We start from the raw sequence: 21255 nt of genomic DNA, 5'->3' as shown, positions 1-21255 counted from the left end.
GCCATACCCAATGAACAAAAAAACAATAAGTGATCATGATCTGCAAGGAAAAACCGTGTTTTGCCGTGTAGATTTTAATGTCCCAATGGATGGGACAACCGTTACGGATGACACGAGAATTCGGGCTGCATTGCCTACGATTGAAGCGCTTCAAAAAGCTGGAGCAAAGATTATTTTGGCAAGCCACCTCGGTCGCCCGAAAGGTGAAGTGGTGGAAGGTTTAAGAATGAACCCCGTTGCAGAGCGTTTGAATGAACTCGTAGGTGGCGGTGTACAAAAGGTCGATCACGTCGTCGGTGAATCGGTGAAAGAGGCAGCGTCAGCGCTCTCTGAAGGTGAAGTATTACTCATTGAGAATGTACGCTTTGAGCCGGGTGAAGAGAAGAATGATGCGGAGCTGGCGAAAGCTTTTGCTGAACTTGCTGATGTGTATGTGAATGATGCATTTGGTGCGGCTCACCGGGCGCACGCTTCAACAGAAGGGATTGCCCATCATTTACCATCGGCTGCCGGATTACTCCTTGAAAAAGAGTTAGAAGTTCTAGGGAAGGCACTTGAAAATCCGAGCCGTCCATTTGTGGCGATTATCGGTGGTGCGAAAGTGAAAGATAAAATTGACGTGATTGATCATTTGCTCGACAAAGTAGACACCCTCATTCTCGGCGGAGGTCTTGCATACACATTCGTGCGCGCGCAAGGTCATGGTGTTGGCCAGTCTCTCTTAGAAGAAGACAAGATTGAAACCGCCAAATCATTCATGAAAAAAGCTGAAGACAATGGCGTAGAACTGCTTCTACCAACCGACGTGAAAGTCGCGGCTGAATTCAGTGCAGAAGCAGACAAGAAGATTGTCCCAATCAGTGAAATCCCTGACGACTGGCAAGCGCTAGATATTGGTCCAGAGACGGTTCAAACGTTTGCAAAAGCCATTCGTGAGTCCAAACTTGTCGTTTGGAACGGGCCGATGGGCGTGTTTGAAATGGATCCGTATGCCGATGGTACAAAAGGTGTTGCTGCGGCAATGGCAGGCAGTGATACGTACACGATCATTGGTGGCGGAGACTCTGCAGCAGCGGTTCACAAGTTTGGCGTTGAACGAGCGATGAGTCATGTGTCGACTGGTGGAGGCGCTTCATTAGAATTTATGGAAGGCAAAACGCTACCAGGTGTAACGGCGTTGCAAGATAAATAAGAGGTGATCAAAATGAGAAAGCCATTTATTGCTGGGAATTGGAAAATGAATCTGACGGATGAAGAAGCACTCAAGTTTGTAGACCAAGTCGTCGAGCGTGTTCCGTCGATTGAATCGGTTGATTATGCTGTTTGTGGCCAGGCGGTCTCTTTGAAAGATATGAAAGAGCGAGCGGTCGGTACGAATCTTCAAATCGGTGCCCAAAATGTACATGAAGAAGAAAAAGGTGCATTTACCGGAGAAATTAGCGCAAGTGCACTTACTTCGGTCGGTGTAAAACTTGCCATCATTGGTCATTCTGAGCGTCGTGAGTATTATAACGATACCGATGAGCGGATCAACTTGAAAGTGAAAACGGCATTAAACCACGGAATTACGCCGATTTTGTGTGTAGGCGAGCAATTGGAAGAACGTGAAGCTGGACGAGCAGAGTCGGTTGTAAGAAAGCAATTAGAAGATGCGCTCGATGGCATTGAAGCTGGCAGAGCGGCAGACATTGTCATTGCGTATGAACCCGTATGGCAATCGGAACGGGCAAATCATCTTCACCAGAAGATGCCGGAGCGATGTGCGGAACCATTCGCCGCTTTCTCTTTGACACGTATGGTCCGGAGACGGCAGAATCGATTCGCATTCAATACGGTGGAAGTGTCAAGCCGGAGAACATTCGCAGTTATATGGCAGAAGAAGACATTGACGGTGCGCTCGTAGGCGGAGCGAGCTTAGATGTGGATTCTTATCTTTCTCTCATTGAGGAAACCGCTAAATGAGGCACAAGAAACCGGTCGCGCTCATTATCCTTGACGGATTCGCAATGCGAGAGGAGACGTTAGGAAATGCCGTAGCGCAAGCAAATACGCCTCATTTTGATCAACTTTGGGAGAAATACCCACACGCGACATTGTCGGCATCAGGTGAAGATGTTGGGTTACCGAAAGGACAGATGGGCAACTCCGAAGTCGGCCATATGAACATCGGTGCGGGCCGGGTCATTCATCAAACTTATCGTTAATTAACAAAGGCATTGCCGCTGGAACGTTTTTTGAGAATGCGGTGTTTGCTGAAGCGATCGAACATGCAAAGCGGAACAAATCGGCCTTCATTTGTATGGTTTACTATCGGATGGCGGAGTTCATAGCCATCAGAATCATCTGTACGCATTGCTCCAGCACGCAAAGCGCCATGATTTTTATGATGTGTACGTGCACGCGTTTTTAGACGGTCGAGACGTCGGTCAACAATCGGCGAAGACGTATATTGAGGCGTTACAAGAAAACATGGCAAAGATCGGTGTCGGCAAGCTAGCAACGATGCACGGGCGCTACTTTGCTATGGATCGAGACAACCGTTGGGAGCGGGTCGAGAAATCGTACCGAGCTTTAGTTGACGGTGAAGGTGTCGTTGCCGAAGATCCGATTGCTGCAATTCGTGAGTCGTATGAGAAGGGCGTCTATGATGAATTTATCGAGCCGACCATTCTACCAGCTGCACAAAGCATTCAGACGGGAGACGCCATCATTAGTTTCAACTATCGTCCTGACCGAATGATCCAATTATCGAAAACGATGACCGATGAAAGGTTTACCGACTTTGAACGTGGGGACAGGCATCCTTTGAATCTCTTTTATGCAACGATGACGCAATATGATACGAGTATAAAAGCAGAGATTGCCTTCCCGCCAACGAGGCCTGTAAACACGTTAGGTGAAGTATTGTCAGAAGCGGGATTAAGACAACTAAGAATCGCTGAAACCGAAAAATACCCCCACGTGACGTTTTTCTTGAACGGTGGCCAAAATAATGTATTTCCAGGTGAAGAACGAATCCTCATCGATTCTCCAAAAGTAGCGACGTACGATCTTCAGCCGGAGATGAGCGCGGTCAAAGTGACAGATGCACTACTAGACACGATCACAGGTGACCAGCACGATGCGATTATCTTAAACTTTGCAAACCCAGATATGGTTGGCCATTCCGGTATGTTAGAGCCAACGATTCAAGCGGTTGAAACGGTGGATAAACAACTTGGACGCATTGCGGAAGCCGTATTTGCGAAAGGCGGAAAGTTGATCGTTACCGCTGATCACGGGAATGCCGATGAGGTCACTTCAGAAGCCGGCGATGCGATGACTGCGCACACGACAAACCCTGTGCCTGTCATTGTCACAGACGAAACGGTACACTTAAGAACAGATGGCATTTTAGCCGATCTCGCTCCGACGATGCTCGGATTATTAGATGTGAAACAACCGAAAGAAATGACGGGCAAAAGCCTAATTAAATAGCTGTCGAAAGGACGAAGTATACATGTCAATGATTGCAGATATTCTAGCACGAGAAGTATTGGATTCAAGAGGAAACCCAACGGTCGAAGTTGAGGTTGTTACAGAAGACGGTACACTCGGTCGCGCCCTAGTGCCAAGTGGCGCTTCCACGGGTGAGCACGAAGCAGTAGAGCTGCGTGACGGCGGTTCGCGCTATATGGGTAAAGGAGTGCTCAAAGCAGTCGAAAACATTAACGAAACGATCGCACCGCAACTCGTCGGGGTAGACGTTTCTGACCAACTCGGCATTGATCAACTTCTCATCGAGCTTGACGGTACACCGAACAAAGGAAACCTCGGGGCGAATGCGATTCTTGGCGTATCAATCGCTTGCGCGTATGCAGCCGCTCACGATCAAGGGGTTGAGCTATATGAATACCTTGGCGGCATCAATGCGAAAACATTACCTGTCCCAATGATGAACATTCTAAATGGTGGGGAGCATGCCGATAACAGCGTCGACTTGCAAGAATTCATGGTTATGCCTGTCGGAGCCGATGACTTCCGTTCAGCAATGATGATCGGAACAGAGATCTTCCATACGTTGAAGAAAGTGTTGAAAGAAAAAGGCTTAAATACAGCTGTTGGTGATGAAGGCGGGTTTGCGCCCGACCTCGATTCTAATGAGCAAGCCCTAAGTACAATTATGGAGCAATTGAAAGAGCCGGCTACAAGCCAGGTGAAGACGTGATGCTCGCCATGGACGCAGCAGCCTCCGAAATGTATGATGATGGCAAGTACAACCTAAAAGGCGAAGGGGTTGTAAAAACTGCCGATGAGATGATTGATTTCTACGAAGATCTCGTGAACAAGTATCCGATCATCTCTATTGAAGATGGCCTCGATGAGAATGATTGGACCGGTTGGAAGAAGCTCACTGAGCGAATTGGTGACCGTGTTCAACTCGTCGGTGACGACTTGTTCGTAACGAACACAGAGAAACTCGGAGAAGGCATCGAGAAAGGCATCGGAAATTCGATCTTAATTAAAGTGAATCAAATTGGAACGCTCACTGAAACGTTCGATGCGATTGAAATGGCGAAGCGTGCCGGTTATACGGCTGTCATTTCTCACCGCTCTGGAGAAACCGAAGATGCAACGATTGCTGACTTGGCAGTTGCTGTAAACGCCGGACAAATCAAGACCGGTGCCCCGTCCCGAACGGATAGAGTAGCGAAGTACAACCAATTGCTTCGTATTCATGACCAGCTCGGTGGTCGTGGGCAATACCCAGGCAAAGAGACGTTCTATAACCTTAGATAAGTGAATAAACGAAGACGCCCGGTTGGTTTGGGCGTCTTTTTTCATGATCATTCCAAATACGTCTGTTTGGAAGTGGAAGTCCAACCATTGGAAGCAAAACAAGGCGAATCGATCAATGTTGTGAAAGATTTCTTCCCAATAGCTATATGAGTCAACTTCATAAGTCTTTCTCTTAAGAAAGCACAGATAAGCCCAATCTAAATATGTTTGCTTTGAGAAATATCAGCTTGTTGTTCGTCCATACTTACCGTTAGGAGATCATATGCAAGTTTTGCACCATTGTAGAGCAAGTGAACGAAGTCGAAGTGCACCTTCGCTCGTTTTGCTGTAGTCAATCACGCATTCAACAGTGGATCAGCGATTGTAGACGGTTATAAACTTTTGACCCTATCGACGTAAGCTTTGCCTGACCCTCACCTTGTACATTTCTTGACATAAAGAATCACCTCAAACGGACATGTCATATATTCTTTCGGACGCGTATACTTGAGGGTTCCATATTGAGGGTCATAGCTGTCGTAGCGATACGAATGTTCCCGAAAGCATGTCGGAGCGAAATGTTTGTCAAACCCTATGAAAACGAATTCGTTTCGTATGTTATAGTCCATGACTGAACGAGATTTTTCTTGATCTACTTTTCATAGGTGGCTGGGGACACCATACCCTTCGTATAATGCGTAATACCAAGGTCTGGTAATTACTTTTTCACACCCTTGAGTAAGGCAATGGCTGCTTTTCCATCATTCAAGTTCCCTGAAGAAAACAACTCATGGAGGCTTTACTGATTTTGGGTACAGACGGCAAGGTGCCCTTTATAGCCAAACCAAAACAAATTCTTGCATTCACTGTTTTTCTTAATGCCCCACTTGGGGTCCATCGGCACCTTCGCCCGTAAGAGATCAACAGAAGTGTCCAACTGGTCTTCAATTTTCTTATCGTAGAGCGAAAGTGCTGCTTCTTTTTCTGCCTGTTCTTGAGACCAAGCTTCCTGCTCGGCTTTGGGCTTACGGCCGAGTTTTTTAGCGAGTTCTTTCATTTTTTCGGTTTTCCCTTTCTTAACGGGCGCTAGGTCGCCTGCTTTTAGAAGTGTGGCGCCGGAGTCATTGGGAACGAAACCTTCCGTAAACGCTTGAGCGAGCACATCGGCTTGAATGAACGCCATCACCTCCGCGTCTTAGATTTTTGTGACCAAACGTGAAAACGAAGCTTCCGAGGGGACGGCATCCGAGAGGGAGAACCCACAATCAAGTTGGAACTTCACGTCGTTAAGCAAACGACGAATCAAATCTTTGATCGTCGGAATTAGCTCAAGAGTTCAAACGAGGAGCACATGAATCATGGCCGGATAGTTGAGCTGCAAACGCGTACCCTCCCGGGATTTTTGCTACACACCTCGAAGGATGAGATCAATATTGATCGCCAAAATACCTCTTCAAAGCGATGGGGAGGTACTCCTTTTTTCGTGGTGCGAAACCCTTAGGAGACAAGGGCTGGTAGTTATGAATTTACTCTAATATTAGAAATGAAACTAATTTTAGATAAATTCTAGGTTTAAACTTTCTCTATCACCGGGTACAAATTGAATATACCAAATATTTGAAAGGGAGTTTTTATCTTGAAGAAAAAGTTAATTGTATCCATTTCATCAATGATGGCAGTTTTTCTTTTTGTATCCACCGTAGCTTCAGCTAGTATCAGTACAATAATACCTGTAACGGGTAGTGAGCATCGAGAGATAGGCCCAAGCTTTACAACCTCAGCAACTGTATTAAGATCCGACTTAGTTGATTTTATGGAAGATATACAAGATCTTGAACGAGATCAAGATATAGCAAGTTCATTCCAATTTGGTGTTGCTTCAACATTAGTTTTGCACCCAGTAACTAGAATAGGGATAAGCATACCATCTGGTGGTGCGTCAGGAGTCTTGTCAACATTAGTAATTAATAATGATTTAGGTTCAAGAGATATTCAATCTGCGTTGAATAGCTCAACCGCAAGCTCCTTTGAAGTAACAATCGAATATGAAAGAGGAAACAGAGGTCAAGATTATTGGTATGCACCTTCAGCTGTAAGTGTAAGCCCTTCTTAATATTAGAATAACCGGTAGCTAGTGCTACCGGTTAAGTTCTTTCTTTTACCAACGATGTAATCTCGTAGAGCAATATAGCGACAACAGTTACTAATCCTAGAACTATAAAACTATCTGTGGTTGGTAAAGCATCAACAAATACGATTACTAGTGACAATATAATTAAACCTATAAGAACTTCCAAATAGTTCTTTATTCTTTTAGACATAGTTTTCACCTAATTTTGTAATTATTGATTTCTGATTAACATAACACAATTGATTATTCGAAATCAAATGAATCAATTTCAAAGCCCCTTTTCTTAAAAAAGCTTAGAGATACCCTATGTACATTCATGGCATTTTTAAAATTGCTAACCGACTCGTTTGTTTCTAACGAAGACGCTCCGTGAGTCGATCACAAGCGGGTTTTGCACCATCATAAAGCAGGTGAACGAGGTCGAGGTGCACCTTCGCTCGTTTTCCCGTTCTATAACGAATATTGTTCAGTTGAAAGAACTCTTTGAGGTACCCAATCGCGCGTTCGACAGCCGTTCGGCGATTGTAGATGGTTTTCCACGCTTTAGAGCCTCGTGCGGGCGCATTGTATCTACGTAAGTTTTGCGTAATATTCACTTTGTACACATTTTGACATAAGGAATCCCTGGCAAGCGGACACGAGGCGCATTCTTTCGGACGCGTATACTTGAGGGTTTCATATTGAGGGTCATAGCTGTCGTAGCGATACGAATGTTCCCGAACGCATGTCGGTGCGAAATGCTTGTCAAACTCGATGGCCTCCGCTTCATTTCGCTTTTTATTGGCGATTACGGTCGAGATTCTTGTTGATGGACCTGTTGATAAATGGCTGGAGCATCACAACCTGTATCCACTGTATAATACGTTACATCAAGGTCTGGCAGTTGCTTTTTCAAACCCTTGAGTAAGGCAATCGCTGCTTTTCCATCATTCAAGTTCCCCGAAGAGAACACGGTTGCAGGATGTATTGACTTTGGGTCCCGGCGGCAAGGTGCCCTTTATAGCCAAGCCAAAACAAATTTTTACCTTCGCTGTTTTTCTTAATGCCCCACTTGGGGTCCATCGGCACTTTCGCCCGTAAGAGATCAACAGAGGTATCCAACTGGTCTTTAATTTTTTTATCTTAGAGCGTAAGTGCCGCTTCTTTTTTTGCCTGTTCTTGACGCCAAGCTTCCTGCTCGGCTTTGGGCTTACGGCCGAGCTTTTTAGCGAGTTCCTTCATTTTTTCGGTTTTCCCTTTCTTAACGGGCGCTAGGTAGCGTGCTTTTAGATGTCTGGCGACGGTGTCATCGGTAATGAAACCTTCTGCAAACGCTTGAACGAGCACATCGGCTTGAATGAACGCCATCACCTCCGCGTCTTAGATTTTCGTGACCAAACGTGAAAACGAAGCTTCCGAGGGGACGGCATTCGAGAGGGGGAACCCACAATCAAGTTGGAACTTCACGTCGTTACGCGAACGACGAATCAAATCTTTGATCGTCGGAATTAGCTCAAGAATTCAAACGAAGAGCACATGAATCATGGCCGGGTAGTTTAGCTTCAAAGGGGGATTCTCACGGGATTTCTTTGACCCGATTCGACGAATCGGGTCAATAAACGATCAATAGCCCAAATCAGGAAAATGTAAAGTTCACAATATATACATTCCGAAATATATTGGTCGGTCGGCATATAGTTGCTCCATCCAATGATCACTATTCGCTAAATGTATCAGCTTTTGCGAACGACGTGTTTAGAATGATCGCAAAAACGACGGCGCATACGACGGGCGCTTTGCTACCCGGGCTCGTCCCGTTGATCTTCTCATGAGAAGTATGCTATTATAAGATAAGGACATTTACGGGTTACAGAAGAAATGAACGGCATTTCTTCTGTGTATGAGATAGACTGCCGTTTTTATGGAGGTGCGAACGTGATGATCACTACTGTTTTAACGATATTGTTAATTATTAACGCAATTGCATTGATTACTGTTGTACTACTTCAATCAGGACGTAGTGCTGGACTATCGGGAGCGATTTCCGGTGGGGCAGAGCAACTAATGGGGAAACAAAAGGCGCGGGGAATCGAAGCATTCTTATCGAAATCCACCGTCGTACTGGCGATTTTATTCTTTGTAATTACCGTTTTATTAGCGTATTTCATCTAAAGGCAGTAGGGGGTCACACGCTCCCTGCTGTTTTTTTGTTTTAATCACCGAAAGAACGGGAATTCTACGATCGTCAGGTAAGAACGGAGGCGCATCACGATGATCGGATGTTTATGCTTACACGGCTTCACAGGCTCCCCCGCTGAAGTCGAACCAATTGCTGAACGGTTAAGAAGGAAAAAGGGATGGCTCGTCTATACACCGGTCCTTCCAGGTCACGGTGAAGACGATGAGCTGAAAAACGGAGAAGGATCGACTTGGATATATACCGCAGATCGCGCCGCGAACGAAATGCTCAAACATGTGGATGAACTGTATGTGATCGGCTTTTCAATGGTGGAATGTTGGCCTGTTATTTGGCGGCGAAATATCCGATCAAGAAACTGGTGCTTGTGAATGCTGCGGCTTATTACGTAAATCGTCCACAAATCATTGAAAATGTCCGAACCTCCATGCGGGAAGGATGAACGACCCGTGGATGGCGCTCGTTAATGATAAAGCAAAGGAAACATCAATACGTTCGGTATTTGAATTTATGAAAACCGTGCGAACCGTAAGGCCGTACGTTCGAGAAGTGACCGCCCCTGTCTTGATTGCCCAAGGAGAGAAAGACATTCTCGTCCCGGAGAAGAGTGCGGCCTATTTATATGATAATATCGGATCAAAGCATAAACGACTGTACATGTATGAACAGTCCAACCATTTTGTGTTTCAAGATGTGGAAAAGCTTCAAGTTATACGAGATATCGAGCATTTCTTGAAAGGAAACGAGACAACATGAAAATTAAAGCTCCAAAACCGTTTACGTTTGAAGGAGAAAGCAACCGAGCCGTTCTTTTGCTCCATGGGTTTACGGGCTCTTCAAATGATGTACGCATGCTCGGAAGGTATTTACAAAAGCAAGGGTATACGAGTCATGCTCCTGTATTCCCAGGGCACGGCGTGCCACCAGAACAATTGATGCAAACGGATTGGCACGACTGGTGGGCGGCTGTTGAAGAGGGGTATCAGCATCTCGTTGACCGAGGGTTTACTACGATTGCGGTTTGTGGACTGTCCCTTGGCGGTTTGCTCAGTTTGAAAGTCGGCTATACTTTTGATGTAAATGGCATCGTGCCGATGTGTGCACCTGTCATGCAACAAGGCATGAACGACAGGCTCTACCAGGGCGTTGTTGATTATGCTAAGCAATACAAACAGTTTGAAAAGAAAGATGAAGAGACGATTGAAGAAGAAATGGATGAATTTGAAACGATGCCTCTTGATACATTGGCGTCGATTGATGAACTGATCTTTGATGTGCGCGACCGGCTCGCAAACATTAAACAACCAATAAAAGTGATACAAGCCGGACAAGATGACCTCGTTCCACCTGAGAACGCGGATGTGATTTACGAAGAAGTCGGCTCGAAACATCGAGATCGAGTACTTTACGAAAATGCCCCACACGTCATTACACTGTGGGAAGAGAAAGAACGTTTACATGAAGAGATCGTTGCGTTTTTAGATTCACTAGAATGGTCATCTTAAGAGAAAGGAGAGAAAACATTGAGAGAACAAGTACTCACGTTTATTCGCGATGAAGCGAATAAACCACTAAATGTAAAAGAATTGCAAGAGGCGCTCGGTCACGGAGAGAGTGCCGATGAGCAAAAACAGCTCGTAAAAACGCTGAACGAACTTGAGGATGAAGGCGCACTTATCCGTACGCGCAATAATCGCTACGGATTACCCGAAAAAATGAATCTACTCAAAGGTCGTGTACAAGCTCACGCCAAAGGGTTTGCGTTTATTATTCCTGAGAACGAAGACGAAGAAGATGTGTATGTAGCTCCTGGCGATCTTGCTGGAGCGATGCATCAAGACATCGTATTCGTGCGGGTTTCTTCTCGCACGGGTGGCAATAAAGGAGACCGCGCGGAAGGTACGGTCGTACGTATTCTTGAGCGTGGGGTATCGACGGTCGTCGGCACATATCTTGATTATGAACGGTATGGCTTTGTGAAACCGGACGATAAGCATATGCAAGGCGACGTATTTATTCCAGAAGGAAGAAATCACGGTGCCGCAGAAGGCCACAAAGTTGTCGTCGAACTGACGAAGTATCCGGAGGGAAGACAAGGTGCAGAAGGTGAGATTGTACGTATTCTAGGCCATAAAAATGACCCAGGAACCGACATTTTATCGATCATCTTTAAACACGGCCTGCCTGGAGAATTTCCTGAAGAAGTTACGGAGCAAGCAGCAAACACGGCTGACACGATTGATCCAAATGAAGTAAAAAGACGACGTGACTTGCGTGAAGAAACGATTGTGACGATTGACGGTGCCGATGCGAAAGACTTAGACGATGCGGTGACGGTTGAAGAATTGGACAACGGAAATTATAAGCTCGGCGTGCACATCGCTGACGTGAGTCACTATGTGACGGAAGGGTCTCCGATTGATGTCGAGGCTGCAGACCGTGCAACGAGTTCTTATCTTGTTGACCGTGTGATACCGATGATTCCCCATCGTCTATCGAATGGGATTTGCTCGTTGAACCCACAAGTCGATCGTCTAACACTCACGTGCGAGATGGAGATCACTCCGAGTGGCGACGTCGTGAATCATGAGATTTTTGAGAGTGTTATTCGCACGAATGAACGGATGACATACACCGCTGTGAACGAGATTCTCGCTGATCGAAACGAAGAGACACGGGCGAAGTACGAAAGCCTCGTCCCCCTCTTCGAACGGATGGAGAAGCTCGCTGCCATCTTACGTAAGAAAAGATTTAAACGCGGTGCGATTGACTTTGACTTTAAAGAAGCAAAAGTGCAAATGGATGAAGAAGGGCGTCCGACGGATGTGGCGGTAATTGAACGGTCGGTGGGCGAGAAGTTGATCGAGGAGTTTATGCTTTGTGCCAACGAAACGGTCGCTGAACATTTCCACTGGTTGAAGTTGCCGTTTATCTACCGAATTCACGAGGATCCAGACGATGAAAAGCTTCAGAAGTTTTTGGAGTTCATTACGAGTTTTGGATATGTGATGAAAGGTCGTGGCGATGCGATTCATCCCCGTGCGCTTCAGGAAGTATTGGAGACGGTGAAAGGGGAAGCGGAGGAAACCGTCATTAGTACAGTGTTGCTCCGTTCGATGCAACAAGCGAAGTACGACCCGACGAATGTCGGTCACTTCGGACTTGCGGCTGATTTCTACACACACTTCACGTCCCCGATTCGCCGTTACCCAGACTTGATTGTGCACCGTTTAATTCGTACGTATCTTGTGAACGGGCAGACGGGCAAGAAGACGACCAATCATTGGCAAGGGAAATTGCCAGAGATCGCGACGCACTCATCAGAAATGGAGCGACGAGCGGTTGATGCGGAACGTGACGTTGATGATCTGAAAAAAGCGGAATATATGCGTGACAAGATTGGTGAAGAATTCACTGGTTTTGTAAGCGGAGCGGCGAACTTCGGATTGTTTATCCGTCTGGATAATACGATTGAAGGGATGGTGCACATTAGTCACCTGACCGACGATTATTATCATTACGATGAGCGGCAATACGCACTCATTGGTGAGCGTACGGGCAATATGTACCGCATCGGTGATCAAGTCGATGTGAGCGTGTTGGAAGTGAATATGGACGAGACGACGATTGATTTTGAAATCGTCGGGATGCCAAAGCGCAAGCAACGCGCGCGTACTGCACCGAAAGTCATCCAAGGTGAGCGTGGGGACCGCCCTGGCGGCAAACGTGGAAACAACACAAAGGGCAAAGGCGGAAAAGGCCAAAAGAACCCGAAAAACAAAGGCTTCCGCTCTAATCGAAAGAAAAAGAAAAAATAAGCAGAAAGGACCGTCCGTGAGTGGACGGCCTTTTTTTGTGAATGGAGGGGACAAGCTTCTTTATTAATAAGGTCCGTAACCGATTATTTGAGCAACAATTAAAAAGATGCAGCCGATTGTTGCGTTAATCAGAACGAGTGGGAGCACCCAACGGACATATCGCCCGTATGGTATACCGGCAATGGCCAGACCAGCCATGAGTGTGGCAGAGGTTGGGAAGATGACTTTTGAAACACCGTCACCGAGCTGAAAGGCGAGTACTGCAGTTTGGCGAGTGACACCAATCATGTCGGCTAAAGGCGTCATTAGAGGCATTGTAAGTGCCGCTTGACCACTGCCTGAAGGTACAAAGAAATTAATCATCGACTGGACGGCAAAAAAACCGATTGTGCTAAGCAGCGGGGGTAACCCTTCCAGCATGTTGGCACTATAGTACAAGATCGTATCAATAAGGTTGCCTTCTTCTAGGATGACGAGTACACCGTAAGCAATACCGATAATAAGCGCTCCTTTAATCATATCAGCACACCCACTAACAAAATGATCAGCAATCTCGTTGGGCCGTTTGCGCACGATTATGGACGCGATAATACTTAGCATGAGGAAGATGCTTGCGATTTCTGTGATAAACCAGCCTAAGCTGATCACACCATAAATCATAATTATAAATGTAACGAGTAACAGAGATAAAATCGCTTTATGTGGCACGGTTAGCTTTTCAACGGTCGTGCCTTTCCCGGCGATTGCGCGTTCTGCCTCGTTACCAAACACCCCAAGGCTAGGGTTTTTCTTTATACGCATCACGTGTAGGTATATGTAGCTTACCGTTGCACCATATAAAGCAATGAACAAAATGATCCTTAACCCCATCCCTGAAAATGTCGGAAGTTCTGCGACGGTTTGCGCCACGCCAACGTTAAACGGATTCGTGATGCCCGCGGTAAACCCCATTGACATGCCGACAAACACAATGGCAAATGCCGTCAGTTTGTCAAAACCAAGCGCAAGCACGAGCGGGGTAATAATTGCAATATAGACGAGCGCGTCTTCCGCAGACCCGATCATCGCTCCAAGCAAGGCGAAGACGAGGGTCATAATTGGGATTAACAGCAGTTCTTTATTTTTAAATTTTATCGGTACGTATTGAATAAACGCATTGATGGCACCTGTACCGTTAAGAATCCCGAGTGCCCCTCCGAAGACGAGGACGAAAAAGATAATAGGAGCCCCTTCGATCATCCCAAGATGAATGCTATTAAAGATGTCCAGCAGTCCGACAGGCGTCGATTCAATAAATTGAAAAGAGTTCGGGTCAATAACAGTTCTGCCGTCTTGCTCTGTTCGCTCATATTGACCCGCAGGAACAATGTAGCTCAAGACCGAAAAAATAATGATAATCGAAAAGAGAAGAACAAATGGATTAACGCCTTTTGTTCGACTGTACATGGTTGGCTGTATCTGTTCTGGGTCATGATTCGTTTGAGGGCTGCTCATGCTTGGTTTATCCTCCTAATGGTTATACGCGTTGCATTCAATCACTTTTTCTATGAGGCGCTCAATGATGAAGGGAACTTCAACGAACGCACTGTGCGCATGAAGACGTTCTGTTTTTTTGTGTGCATCTTTTCCTCGGGGGCCGATATTAAGTACCGGACCTTGAAGCTGGCTCATTCCGTGAAAAGGAATGGTATAACTCGTTCCAAACACAGGAGTGTTCGCTTCATACGCTCGCCAGCCATCGCCGCCCGCGTCTCGGTAGGCAACATAACTCAAATCAGAGATCCCGTTGAAATATTGAATATTCTTTACAGGCAATTGATGAGCGCGTTGGGATTCAGTTTTGATGAAATCAATCCAGGCGTCGAATTGCACCGTTCTTTTTGATGACACGGCTGGATAGTAAGGCGGGGCGAAGAATGAAATAATTGCTGGACTTAAGTCATTGCAATGCCTCGCGAGCTTATCCGCAGTCAAGATTGACTTTTCTCGATCGTCAAGGTCGGTACGAGTATGAATTTCTTTTTTCCACTCGGCTACTTTCGTCTCGCCATGACGCTGTATTGCATAGGATTCCAGTTGTTCGTAATCAAGCACTTGAACGTTTCCTACCCCTTGCACGCCTTCGTCGTTACATAATGTGCGGTACGCATCATTGAGCCGTTCTGTGGCTGTATGCACTTCTTGCTGAAAGATGTCAAACACCTCATTGGCTGAGCGCTTAAATAAGAATACATTGAATAATGCAGCGGAACGATACGGTGTTTTTACGGAATACTCTTGCTTTAAATCTTTCTGATAGAGAGAAACGGGCAATGGTGTTTTCTCCTCGAAGACCGTTTCTCGTAACCGCTGGTTTAATTCCAAGTGATTCATTAAAAAAGAAGCCATATAGTTTGAAGATATACCGGCTAATGGCTCCCCGACATGGGTTTCTTTCCCATAAAATAATAGACCTGGCATAATCTTACCAATCGACCCAGAGTAGATATAATAATTGTCATCATCGGGTTTTTGCGTAAACACAGGTTCTGAGTTTAGGAACAACGTATAGGAGAAATTATACTCCTCTTTAATACGGTTCAAGTAGCCGACAGCTGCGCGCATCCCTGTAGAATTTACTTCCTCATCCGGGACGGTGAGAAGAACGATGTTGATCGGCCAACGATTGATAATCGCTTTTTCCAGGATACTTATGTGAATGGTCAGGCCGGCTTTCATATCCATCGTGCCACGTCCAAACAAATATTCCCCAGACTGAATGTCTTTTTGCACCGATGGGTGGAACTGTTCAGCGTCGCGTACAAATGCTTCGGTTAGTTCATCTACACGGAAAGCCAACGATTCATACTCCCCGTATTCCTCAACACCGACAACATCAAAGTGACTAATTAAAACAATCGTCTCTGTTGCTGATGTGTGTTTGTAATGCGCAGATAGAAATGCCTCATCTCCGGTTCTGGCACCGTGGTGCAGGTGGGAAGGGTTTGTTTTGAAATACTCCCATTGAGAGAGTAGGCTGTAGACCGCGTCGGGGAAATGTGTTTCCCCCTCGCTTTCTGAGATGCTTGGAATGGCGACGAGGTCGGTAAGTAATTTTCTTCGTTGTTCAGGTGTCCCGTAATGTTGAACAGTCATAAACTTCTCCTTCTACACTCGTAATATCGGACATGTCAGGCACGTCGGACCTCCAGTTCCTTTGTAGGAAATCTCGGCACCGCTGTATTCTATGACCGTTGCCCCTGCTGCTTCAAGTTTCGCTTTCGTCCGTGAATTCCCAGCAAGAATCACACATTTTCGAGGTGCAATCGCCAATAGGTTAGACCTAATGTCTCGTATTCTTCATCGTCTACCTCGATCAGGGTAATGCCTTTTTCAACAAGCCACTTCCTAAACGTGACGGTCATGTAGCGGGAGTAGACAACAGCCAGGTCGTGGTCAACCATGCTGATGATTGACATTAAGTGTAAGCATTCATCGGCACCATCAGCGTGAGGAAGGTCAACGATGATGATCTCACGAACGATGTCTTGGAGTAACGTTTGCAACTGGGCAATACCTTCTTGATTCGTCCGGTACCCTCGGCCAATCGCCACAGTTTGTTCGTCCAACCAGACGATATCACCGCCCTCTGCTCGGGCACTTCCAGTGAGAGAACCGAGGATGGGAATCTTCTTCTGCTCTAAAAACCGTTGAATGGCTTCGGGTTCCTTGGCACGAGCTGTCTTGCCAGGGGATAGAAGAAGGGCACCGAGGTGAGTAAACTTGACAGCGTCGTGTGTGTAGATCGAATCCAAGCCGGTATGTTCGCTTTCAGGCAGAAGATGGACGTGTGGAACGTGTTTTCGAATTAACTGCTCAAAAGCTTCATATTCTTCCGATGCTTTTTGGTAGTTCGGCGCTGCTGTGTAGTTGTATGCTTGCCATTCTCTGTCAATGTGCGTTTGGTTGCGAAAGGCTTGTTCTGGACGTTTCAGCAAAATATGTTTGATGGGATTAACCATCGATTGAGCACCTGTTTGCATAGTTTAGGCCTCCTTTCTTTAACTAATAGCGAAGCGAAAGGCAGCTGAGACCGCATCTTGCTTACGGAACTCACTCATCTCCACCTCGATCGTTTCATAGCCTGCATGTTCTATTTTTTCTTTCGTCTTACGATAACCTTTAGGCAGGATGACGTAATCATTCACGCGGATGCAGTTCGCTGCATAGTGTTCCTCGTCTGGAACTGTAATTTGGTTCAAATGGGAGAAATGAGCGTTGTTAATGAACTCACCAGCAACGAGGATGTTCCCTTCGCCGAGATAACTAATGCCTGTTTTTAGGTGAAAGAAAACGTCCAATGGAATAATGGTCCCGTTATAGCCGTACTTGCCGAGGATTGTTAAGAGTTGCTCGGCGCCTGTCCGATCAGTTCGTTCAGACAACCCAACATAGAAGTGGTTGTCCACTTGAAGAACATCTCCACCGTCAAGACGGCCAGGCGCTTGGATATGTTCTAATGGTCGGTCTTCTTGTTTGAGAACACGTTCAATGTGACTTGTTTCTCCGTTTCGGCTTGGTGCTCCTGGGTTGGTAATGACGATGCAAGCTTTTGTGATTACTGCGGTGTCTTCTACAAATGTGGAATCTGGGAACGATTCACTAGCTTCAAGGAGTGTCACCTCAACCCCACACGTTTTTAAGGCACGGATATAAGCAGCATGTTGATCTTCAGCGGTTGTATAGTCAGGCACTCCTAAGTCTGATGTTGTTAAACCTCCCACAAAGCTCTTTCCGATTCGTTTAGCAATGGCTTGTTTGAACATACTCGTGTCCCCCTTAGGATTGATTAAATCGCAGAACAATTTGTATGAAAGATTCAATGGCGTCTTTCATTACCCTCTCATCAATGTCGAATTTCGGATGATGGTGACCGTAGGCGCTCTTCTCTCCGCCCATTCCGATGAGAAAGTAGGATCCTTTCGCGACTTCAAGATAGTGAGAGAAATCTTCGCTACCCATCATCGGTGTCATTTCTGTGATTCGCTCTTTGGAAAATGTCTCCCCGAGGATCTTCTCCAATTCATCGGTCATCCCGGAATCATTCACTACAGCCGGTGCGCCCCATCCAATCTGAACCGTACTTGTCCCATCAAAAGACGTACAGATGCCTTCGACAACGGTTTTCATTCGATCTGCGACACGCGTGCGTGTGTCTTCGGAAAATGTTCGAAACGTCCCGCCAATCGTAACTGTGGATGGAATCACATTGTACGCTTGCCCTGCGGCTAAATGGCCAATGGAAATGACGGACGGTTCCTGGGGGTCCATTTGTCGACTAGGTATGCTTGTAACGCCTGAATCACATGGCTTGCGATATAAGTAGGGTCTACCGCTTCGTGAGGCATTGAGCCGTGTCCGCCTTTTCCGTGTATCGTAATCGTAAAATCGTCGGCAGTCGACATGAGCGGGCCATGAGCAATGCCGATTTTTCCTTTTTCTAACGGCTGGTACAGATGAAGGCCAAAGACGGCGTCAACCCCCTCCATAACGCCTTGTTCAACGAGAATTCGGGCACCGCTCGGTAAATCCTCTTCCGAAGATTGAAAAATGAAGAGGAGGTTGTGACACACACGATCACGGTTTTCTGACAACCATTTCGCCGCGGCGAGCAAGACGGCTGTATGGCCATCGTGACCGCACATGTGCGAAACACCCTCAACGGTCGACATATAGCTCTTCTCTCCCTCTTCTTGAATGGAAGAGCATCAATGTCTGCGCGTAATGCAATCGTTTGTTCCCCAACCGTCCCTTTCAGTCGAGCGACGACGCCGGGTTCTTTATAATCAAGGATTTCAAGGTCTAACGCTTTTAACTGTTCTTTTAAGTAGGTGGTCGTTTCATATTCATCTCCGGAAATCTCGGGATGTTGATGTAAGTACCGACGTTTTTGGATTGCCCAATGCTCTAAATGTTCTGAAACAAATGTTGTCATCTATAGTCGTCCTCCTTATTTTGTGTTATTATTCCGTATATCGGAAACAGATTTCTTTATTAGGAAATATATGCGCTTGATTTTAAAGAAAATTGTCGGAAATGTCAACAAAACTGGAGGGTGTTTGGATGCAAACGATTGACCGCGCGATGAAGGTCGCGCACAGATTATCATCTGCAGATACAAAAAAGTGGATGTCGATTTCTGACCTTGCGAGTGCGTGTGAGTTGCCAATCAGCTCGATGCACCGCTTACTCGCATCGATGACGCTTCACGGGCTCGTCGTCCAAGATGAGGTGACGAAGCATTATGCGCTCGGCAACAAATGGTTGGAGTACGGTTTACAACTGTACGATACGATGGATGTGGTCTCGTATGTCCGTCCTGAGCTTGAGCGACTCATGCAAGTGACTGAAGAAAGTGTTTATTTTAGCCAACCTGCTGGCGCGGAGGCGCTTATTATTGAAAGAATTGATTGCCCAAGCAATTCGATCCGCATTCATGATCAACTCGGAATTCGTATTCCGTTGAACATTGGTGCAGCGAATAAAACGATGCTTGCGTACATGTCAGATGAGAAAACGAATCGTTTCGTGGAGCAGCTCGTGGAGGAGGGTGAGCGGGCGCTTTTTTGTGAACAGTTGGCGCTCATTAAAGCACAAGGGTATGCGGTAAGCCACGGTGAGCGAACGGCGGGGACGACATCTTTTGCGGCACCGATCGTAACGGCTGCAACGGGGTTGGTCGGAGCGATTAGTATTGGGATTGTTAGCTTTCAATTGACGAAAGAACGGGAACGGTTTCTCATTCATCACGTTCAACAAACAGCAAAAACAATATCGAGTAAAATTGGAGGGCGCGTGTAGTGCGAAAAAGCGCAAAGGAGCAGGGGATAGTCCCCTGGCTCCACTGTTTAATAATTGCTCAGCCAATCTTGAGCGGTGTTGGCCGCATGTTGAAGGTCAGTGAAAAACGTCGCGGCATGATAGCCATCCGCAACCCCGTGATGCACGTGCAGCGAAACGGGCATGAACAGTTGGTGCTCGCGTTCTTCGTATCGTCCTGCCGTTACAATCGGGGCGAGATAATTTCCGGCGTTTCCAACGTGAAGTTGGAACGATGAGTAGGTTACCCACGGAATCATCGATAGAGGAAATACGTTTTCCGGGATCGGTGTTTTCGGGAACATGACTCCTTTTTTGCTGTGCGCGTACACGTCTTGGACATAGGCTTCGTGAAACGAAGGGAATGACCGAGCGCGCCGCCTTGTCCAGATGTTAGAAAACGAATGCTCGTGCTCATCAAACACCGTATACATCGGCTCGACGTATCCCAGTACCCAAGCTCTCCATCTTGCATTGTCATACGAAACGCTTGCTGCTTGTTTATTGCCTTCGTTACGGCGTAAATGAACGCCGGGTAAAACTGATAGCGATGTTGTTTTGCTGCATCTCGTAGCGTTTTCACATTCACATCTACCGTCATGCTAAAGGATGTTTGTTGCTTTGTGTAATGATTGAAATACTCTTTTCTATGCCACTGTTCCATATTAATGGGTTGGAAATTCATTCAGAACGCCTCCTAAAAAATTTGTTTTCTATATTTTGTTAGGAGGCTGTTTTCTCTGCTTTTTTCATCATTCACCTCGGTTTGAGCAACGTAATTTTTCGCTTGCCGTGTTTGAGTGCTTTCACACGTTCAAAGTATTGGTGCTCGGTCTGTTGTTTCTTGTCACTGATCAACGCGACTACAGATTGGTCGGGATCTAACGTTTCATATACGTTTTGGAGCATCTGGTGAAGGGGCTCGTCCTCTGTGGTTTGCCAGTCGACTGTATTGCCATACGGAAGGTCAGCAATAATGATGTTCACACCTTCAACACTCGGTGGGGACGTTGTAATATCATGGTCGAATGCTTGAAGGGAATGAAACGGCCCCGCCTTTTGCTGGAGTTGTTCCAGTCGTTCTATACTTTCCAAAGCTTCACGGTGAGCGCTCTTCTGGAACTCATCGAAAAATGCTTGCAGTTGTTGTTTTCGGTCCTTAAGGCCTTCACGTGTGAGCAGAGACACGTTTGATTCAGCGATTGGAACGACGGACGAGTTCACATCTGAGCCAACGATTGTCGTTATCGATCGGCCGTGCAAAAACCCCGCTGCCGTCAACATGTGCGCTCCGCCACAACAAGGATCATAGATGGTAAGCTCAGTTTTTTTGCCAATTAAGGCCCGGCAACGAAATAAAATCTCACTCGTCAGACGTACAGGAAACGCTGTCGTCCCAGGTGCATTGCGCAGCACACGACCACTCGCAAAATCGCGATAATCGCCTGCCTCCGTTTCATATAAAAATTGCATACTACCCCTCGTTTACATGATTTGCTCTTACTATTATAAAC

At 46.3% G+C, this 21255-nt stretch carries 13 protein-coding genes and 8 pseudogenes; 11 read left to right on the top strand and 10 right to left on the bottom strand.

The features are described from left to right. The first annotated feature begins 10 nt into the window (after positions 1 to 10). The 4 genes and pseudogenes from pgk (at position 11) to eno (ending at position 4779) form a co-directional block, all read left to right on the top strand. On the top strand, positions 11 to 1192 hold the full coding sequence (gene pgk, locus JCM19037_RS18060; RefSeq protein WP_042403499.1) for a phosphoglycerate kinase: 1182 nt from the start codon (positions 11 to 13) through the stop codon (positions 1190 to 1192). A 12-nt stretch (positions 1193 to 1204) separates the two neighbouring features. Then, positions 1205 to 1962, top strand: a pseudogene (gene tpiA / locus JCM19037_RS18055) (triose-phosphate isomerase). Further along, positions 1959 to 3477 (top strand): annotated as a pseudogene (gene gpmI / locus JCM19037_RS18050) (2,3-bisphosphoglycerate-independent phosphoglycerate mutase). The pseudogenes tpiA and gpmI overlap by 4 nt, the downstream one beginning before the upstream one ends. A gap of 22 nt (positions 3478 to 3499) precedes the next feature. After that, positions 3500 to 4779: pseudogene (gene eno, locus JCM19037_RS18045) on the top strand (phosphopyruvate hydratase). A 197-nt stretch (positions 4780 to 4976) separates the two neighbouring features. Here eno and JCM19037_RS24625 read toward each other — a convergent pair. After that, positions 4977 to 6228, bottom strand: a pseudogene (locus JCM19037_RS24625) (transposase); the annotation flags it as partial. Positions 6229 to 6394: 166 nt separating this feature from the next. Here JCM19037_RS24625 and JCM19037_RS18035 point away from each other — a divergent pair. After that, positions 6395 to 6871: a hypothetical protein gene (locus JCM19037_RS18035; protein WP_042403497.1), complete on the top strand. Its 477-nt coding sequence runs from the start codon at positions 6395 to 6397 to the stop codon at positions 6869 to 6871. A 371-nt stretch (positions 6872 to 7242) separates the two neighbouring features. Here JCM19037_RS18035 and JCM19037_RS27705 read toward each other — a convergent pair. Then, positions 7243 to 8485, bottom strand: a pseudogene (locus JCM19037_RS27705) (transposase); the annotation flags it as partial. Between the two features lie 324 nt (positions 8486 to 8809). On the opposite strand from JCM19037_RS27705, the gene secG reads away from it, so the two are divergent. The 5 genes from secG (at position 8810) to rnr (ending at position 12883) form a co-directional block, all read left to right on the top strand. Next, on the top strand, positions 8810 to 9040 hold the full coding sequence (gene secG, locus JCM19037_RS18025) for a preprotein translocase subunit SecG (RefSeq protein ID WP_042403522.1): 231 nt from the start codon (positions 8810 to 8812) through the stop codon (positions 9038 to 9040). A gap of 99 nt (positions 9041 to 9139) precedes the next feature. After that, entirely contained in the window at positions 9140 to 9436 is a 297-nt protein-coding gene (locus tag JCM19037_RS18020) for a carboxylesterase (protein WP_081829421.1), read from the top strand. Between the two features lie 67 nt (positions 9437 to 9503). Continuing rightward, a complete protein-coding gene (locus JCM19037_RS18015) occupies positions 9504 to 9821 on the top strand; it encodes a carboxylesterase (protein ID WP_081829420.1) in 318 nt (105 codons plus the stop codon). Next, a complete protein-coding gene (locus JCM19037_RS18010) occupies positions 9818 to 10570 on the top strand; it encodes a carboxylesterase (protein ID WP_042403493.1) in 753 nt (250 codons plus the stop codon). Before JCM19037_RS18015 ends, JCM19037_RS18010 begins: the two co-directional genes overlap by 4 nt. A gap of 18 nt (positions 10571 to 10588) precedes the next feature. Continuing rightward, a complete protein-coding gene (rnr, locus tag JCM19037_RS18005) occupies positions 10589 to 12883 on the top strand; it encodes a ribonuclease R (protein WP_042403491.1) in 2295 nt (764 codons plus the stop codon). Between the two features lie 63 nt (positions 12884 to 12946). Here rnr and JCM19037_RS18000 read toward each other — a convergent pair whose 3' ends face one another. From JCM19037_RS18000 to JCM19037_RS27695, 6 genes and pseudogenes are all read right to left on the bottom strand, one after another. Beyond that, the gene (locus tag JCM19037_RS18000) at positions 12947 to 14377 is read right to left on the bottom strand and encodes a YfcC family protein (protein ID WP_081829419.1); all 1431 of its coding nucleotides are present in this window, start codon (positions 14375 to 14377) and stop codon (positions 12947 to 12949) included. Positions 14378 to 14392: 15 nt separating this feature from the next. Further along, complete coding sequence (locus JCM19037_RS17995) at positions 14393 to 16018, bottom strand: M20/M25/M40 family metallo-hydrolase (RefSeq protein ID WP_042403490.1); 1626 nt, start codon at positions 16016 to 16018, stop codon at positions 14393 to 14395. A 12-nt stretch (positions 16019 to 16030) separates the two neighbouring features. After that, positions 16031 to 16905 (bottom strand): annotated as a pseudogene (locus JCM19037_RS17990) (dimethylarginine dimethylaminohydrolase family protein). A gap of 22 nt (positions 16906 to 16927) precedes the next feature. Continuing rightward, positions 16928 to 17688: pseudogene (locus JCM19037_RS17985) on the bottom strand (dimethylarginine dimethylaminohydrolase family protein). 13 nt (positions 17689 to 17701) lie between these two features. After that, positions 17702 to 18193 (bottom strand): M20 family metallopeptidase, encoded by a 492-nt coding sequence (locus tag JCM19037_RS27700; protein WP_238544802.1) that lies wholly within the window; start codon positions 18191 to 18193, stop codon positions 17702 to 17704. After that, entirely contained in the window at positions 18151 to 18594 is a 444-nt protein-coding gene (locus JCM19037_RS27695; protein WP_238544801.1) for a M20/M25/M40 family metallo-hydrolase, read from the bottom strand. The genes JCM19037_RS27700 and JCM19037_RS27695 overlap by 43 nt, the downstream gene beginning before the upstream one ends. Before the next feature lie 391 nt (positions 18595 to 18985). Here JCM19037_RS27695 and JCM19037_RS17975 point away from each other — a divergent pair, with 391 nt between their 5' ends. Beyond that, complete coding sequence (locus JCM19037_RS17975; protein ID WP_042403488.1) at positions 18986 to 19723, top strand: IclR family transcriptional regulator; 738 nt, start codon at positions 18986 to 18988, stop codon at positions 19721 to 19723. A 47-nt stretch (positions 19724 to 19770) separates the two neighbouring features. Here the strand turns inward: JCM19037_RS17975 and JCM19037_RS27690 are convergent. Then, positions 19771 to 20405, bottom strand: a pseudogene (locus JCM19037_RS27690) (CatA-like O-acetyltransferase). Between the two features lie 92 nt (positions 20406 to 20497). Further along, entirely contained in the window at positions 20498 to 21214 is a 717-nt protein-coding gene (locus JCM19037_RS17965; RefSeq protein WP_042403486.1) for a hypothetical protein, read from the bottom strand. Between the last annotated feature and the right edge of the window lie 41 nt (positions 21215 to 21255).

The sequence above is a fragment of the Geomicrobium sp. JCM 19037 genome (genome assembly GCF_000698105.1).
GTDB lineage: Bacteria > Bacillota > Bacilli > Bacillales > Marinococcaceae > Geomicrobium_A.
Note: the sequence above shows the minus strand (reverse complement) of the source record. Positions and strands in the feature narration are given on the sequence as shown.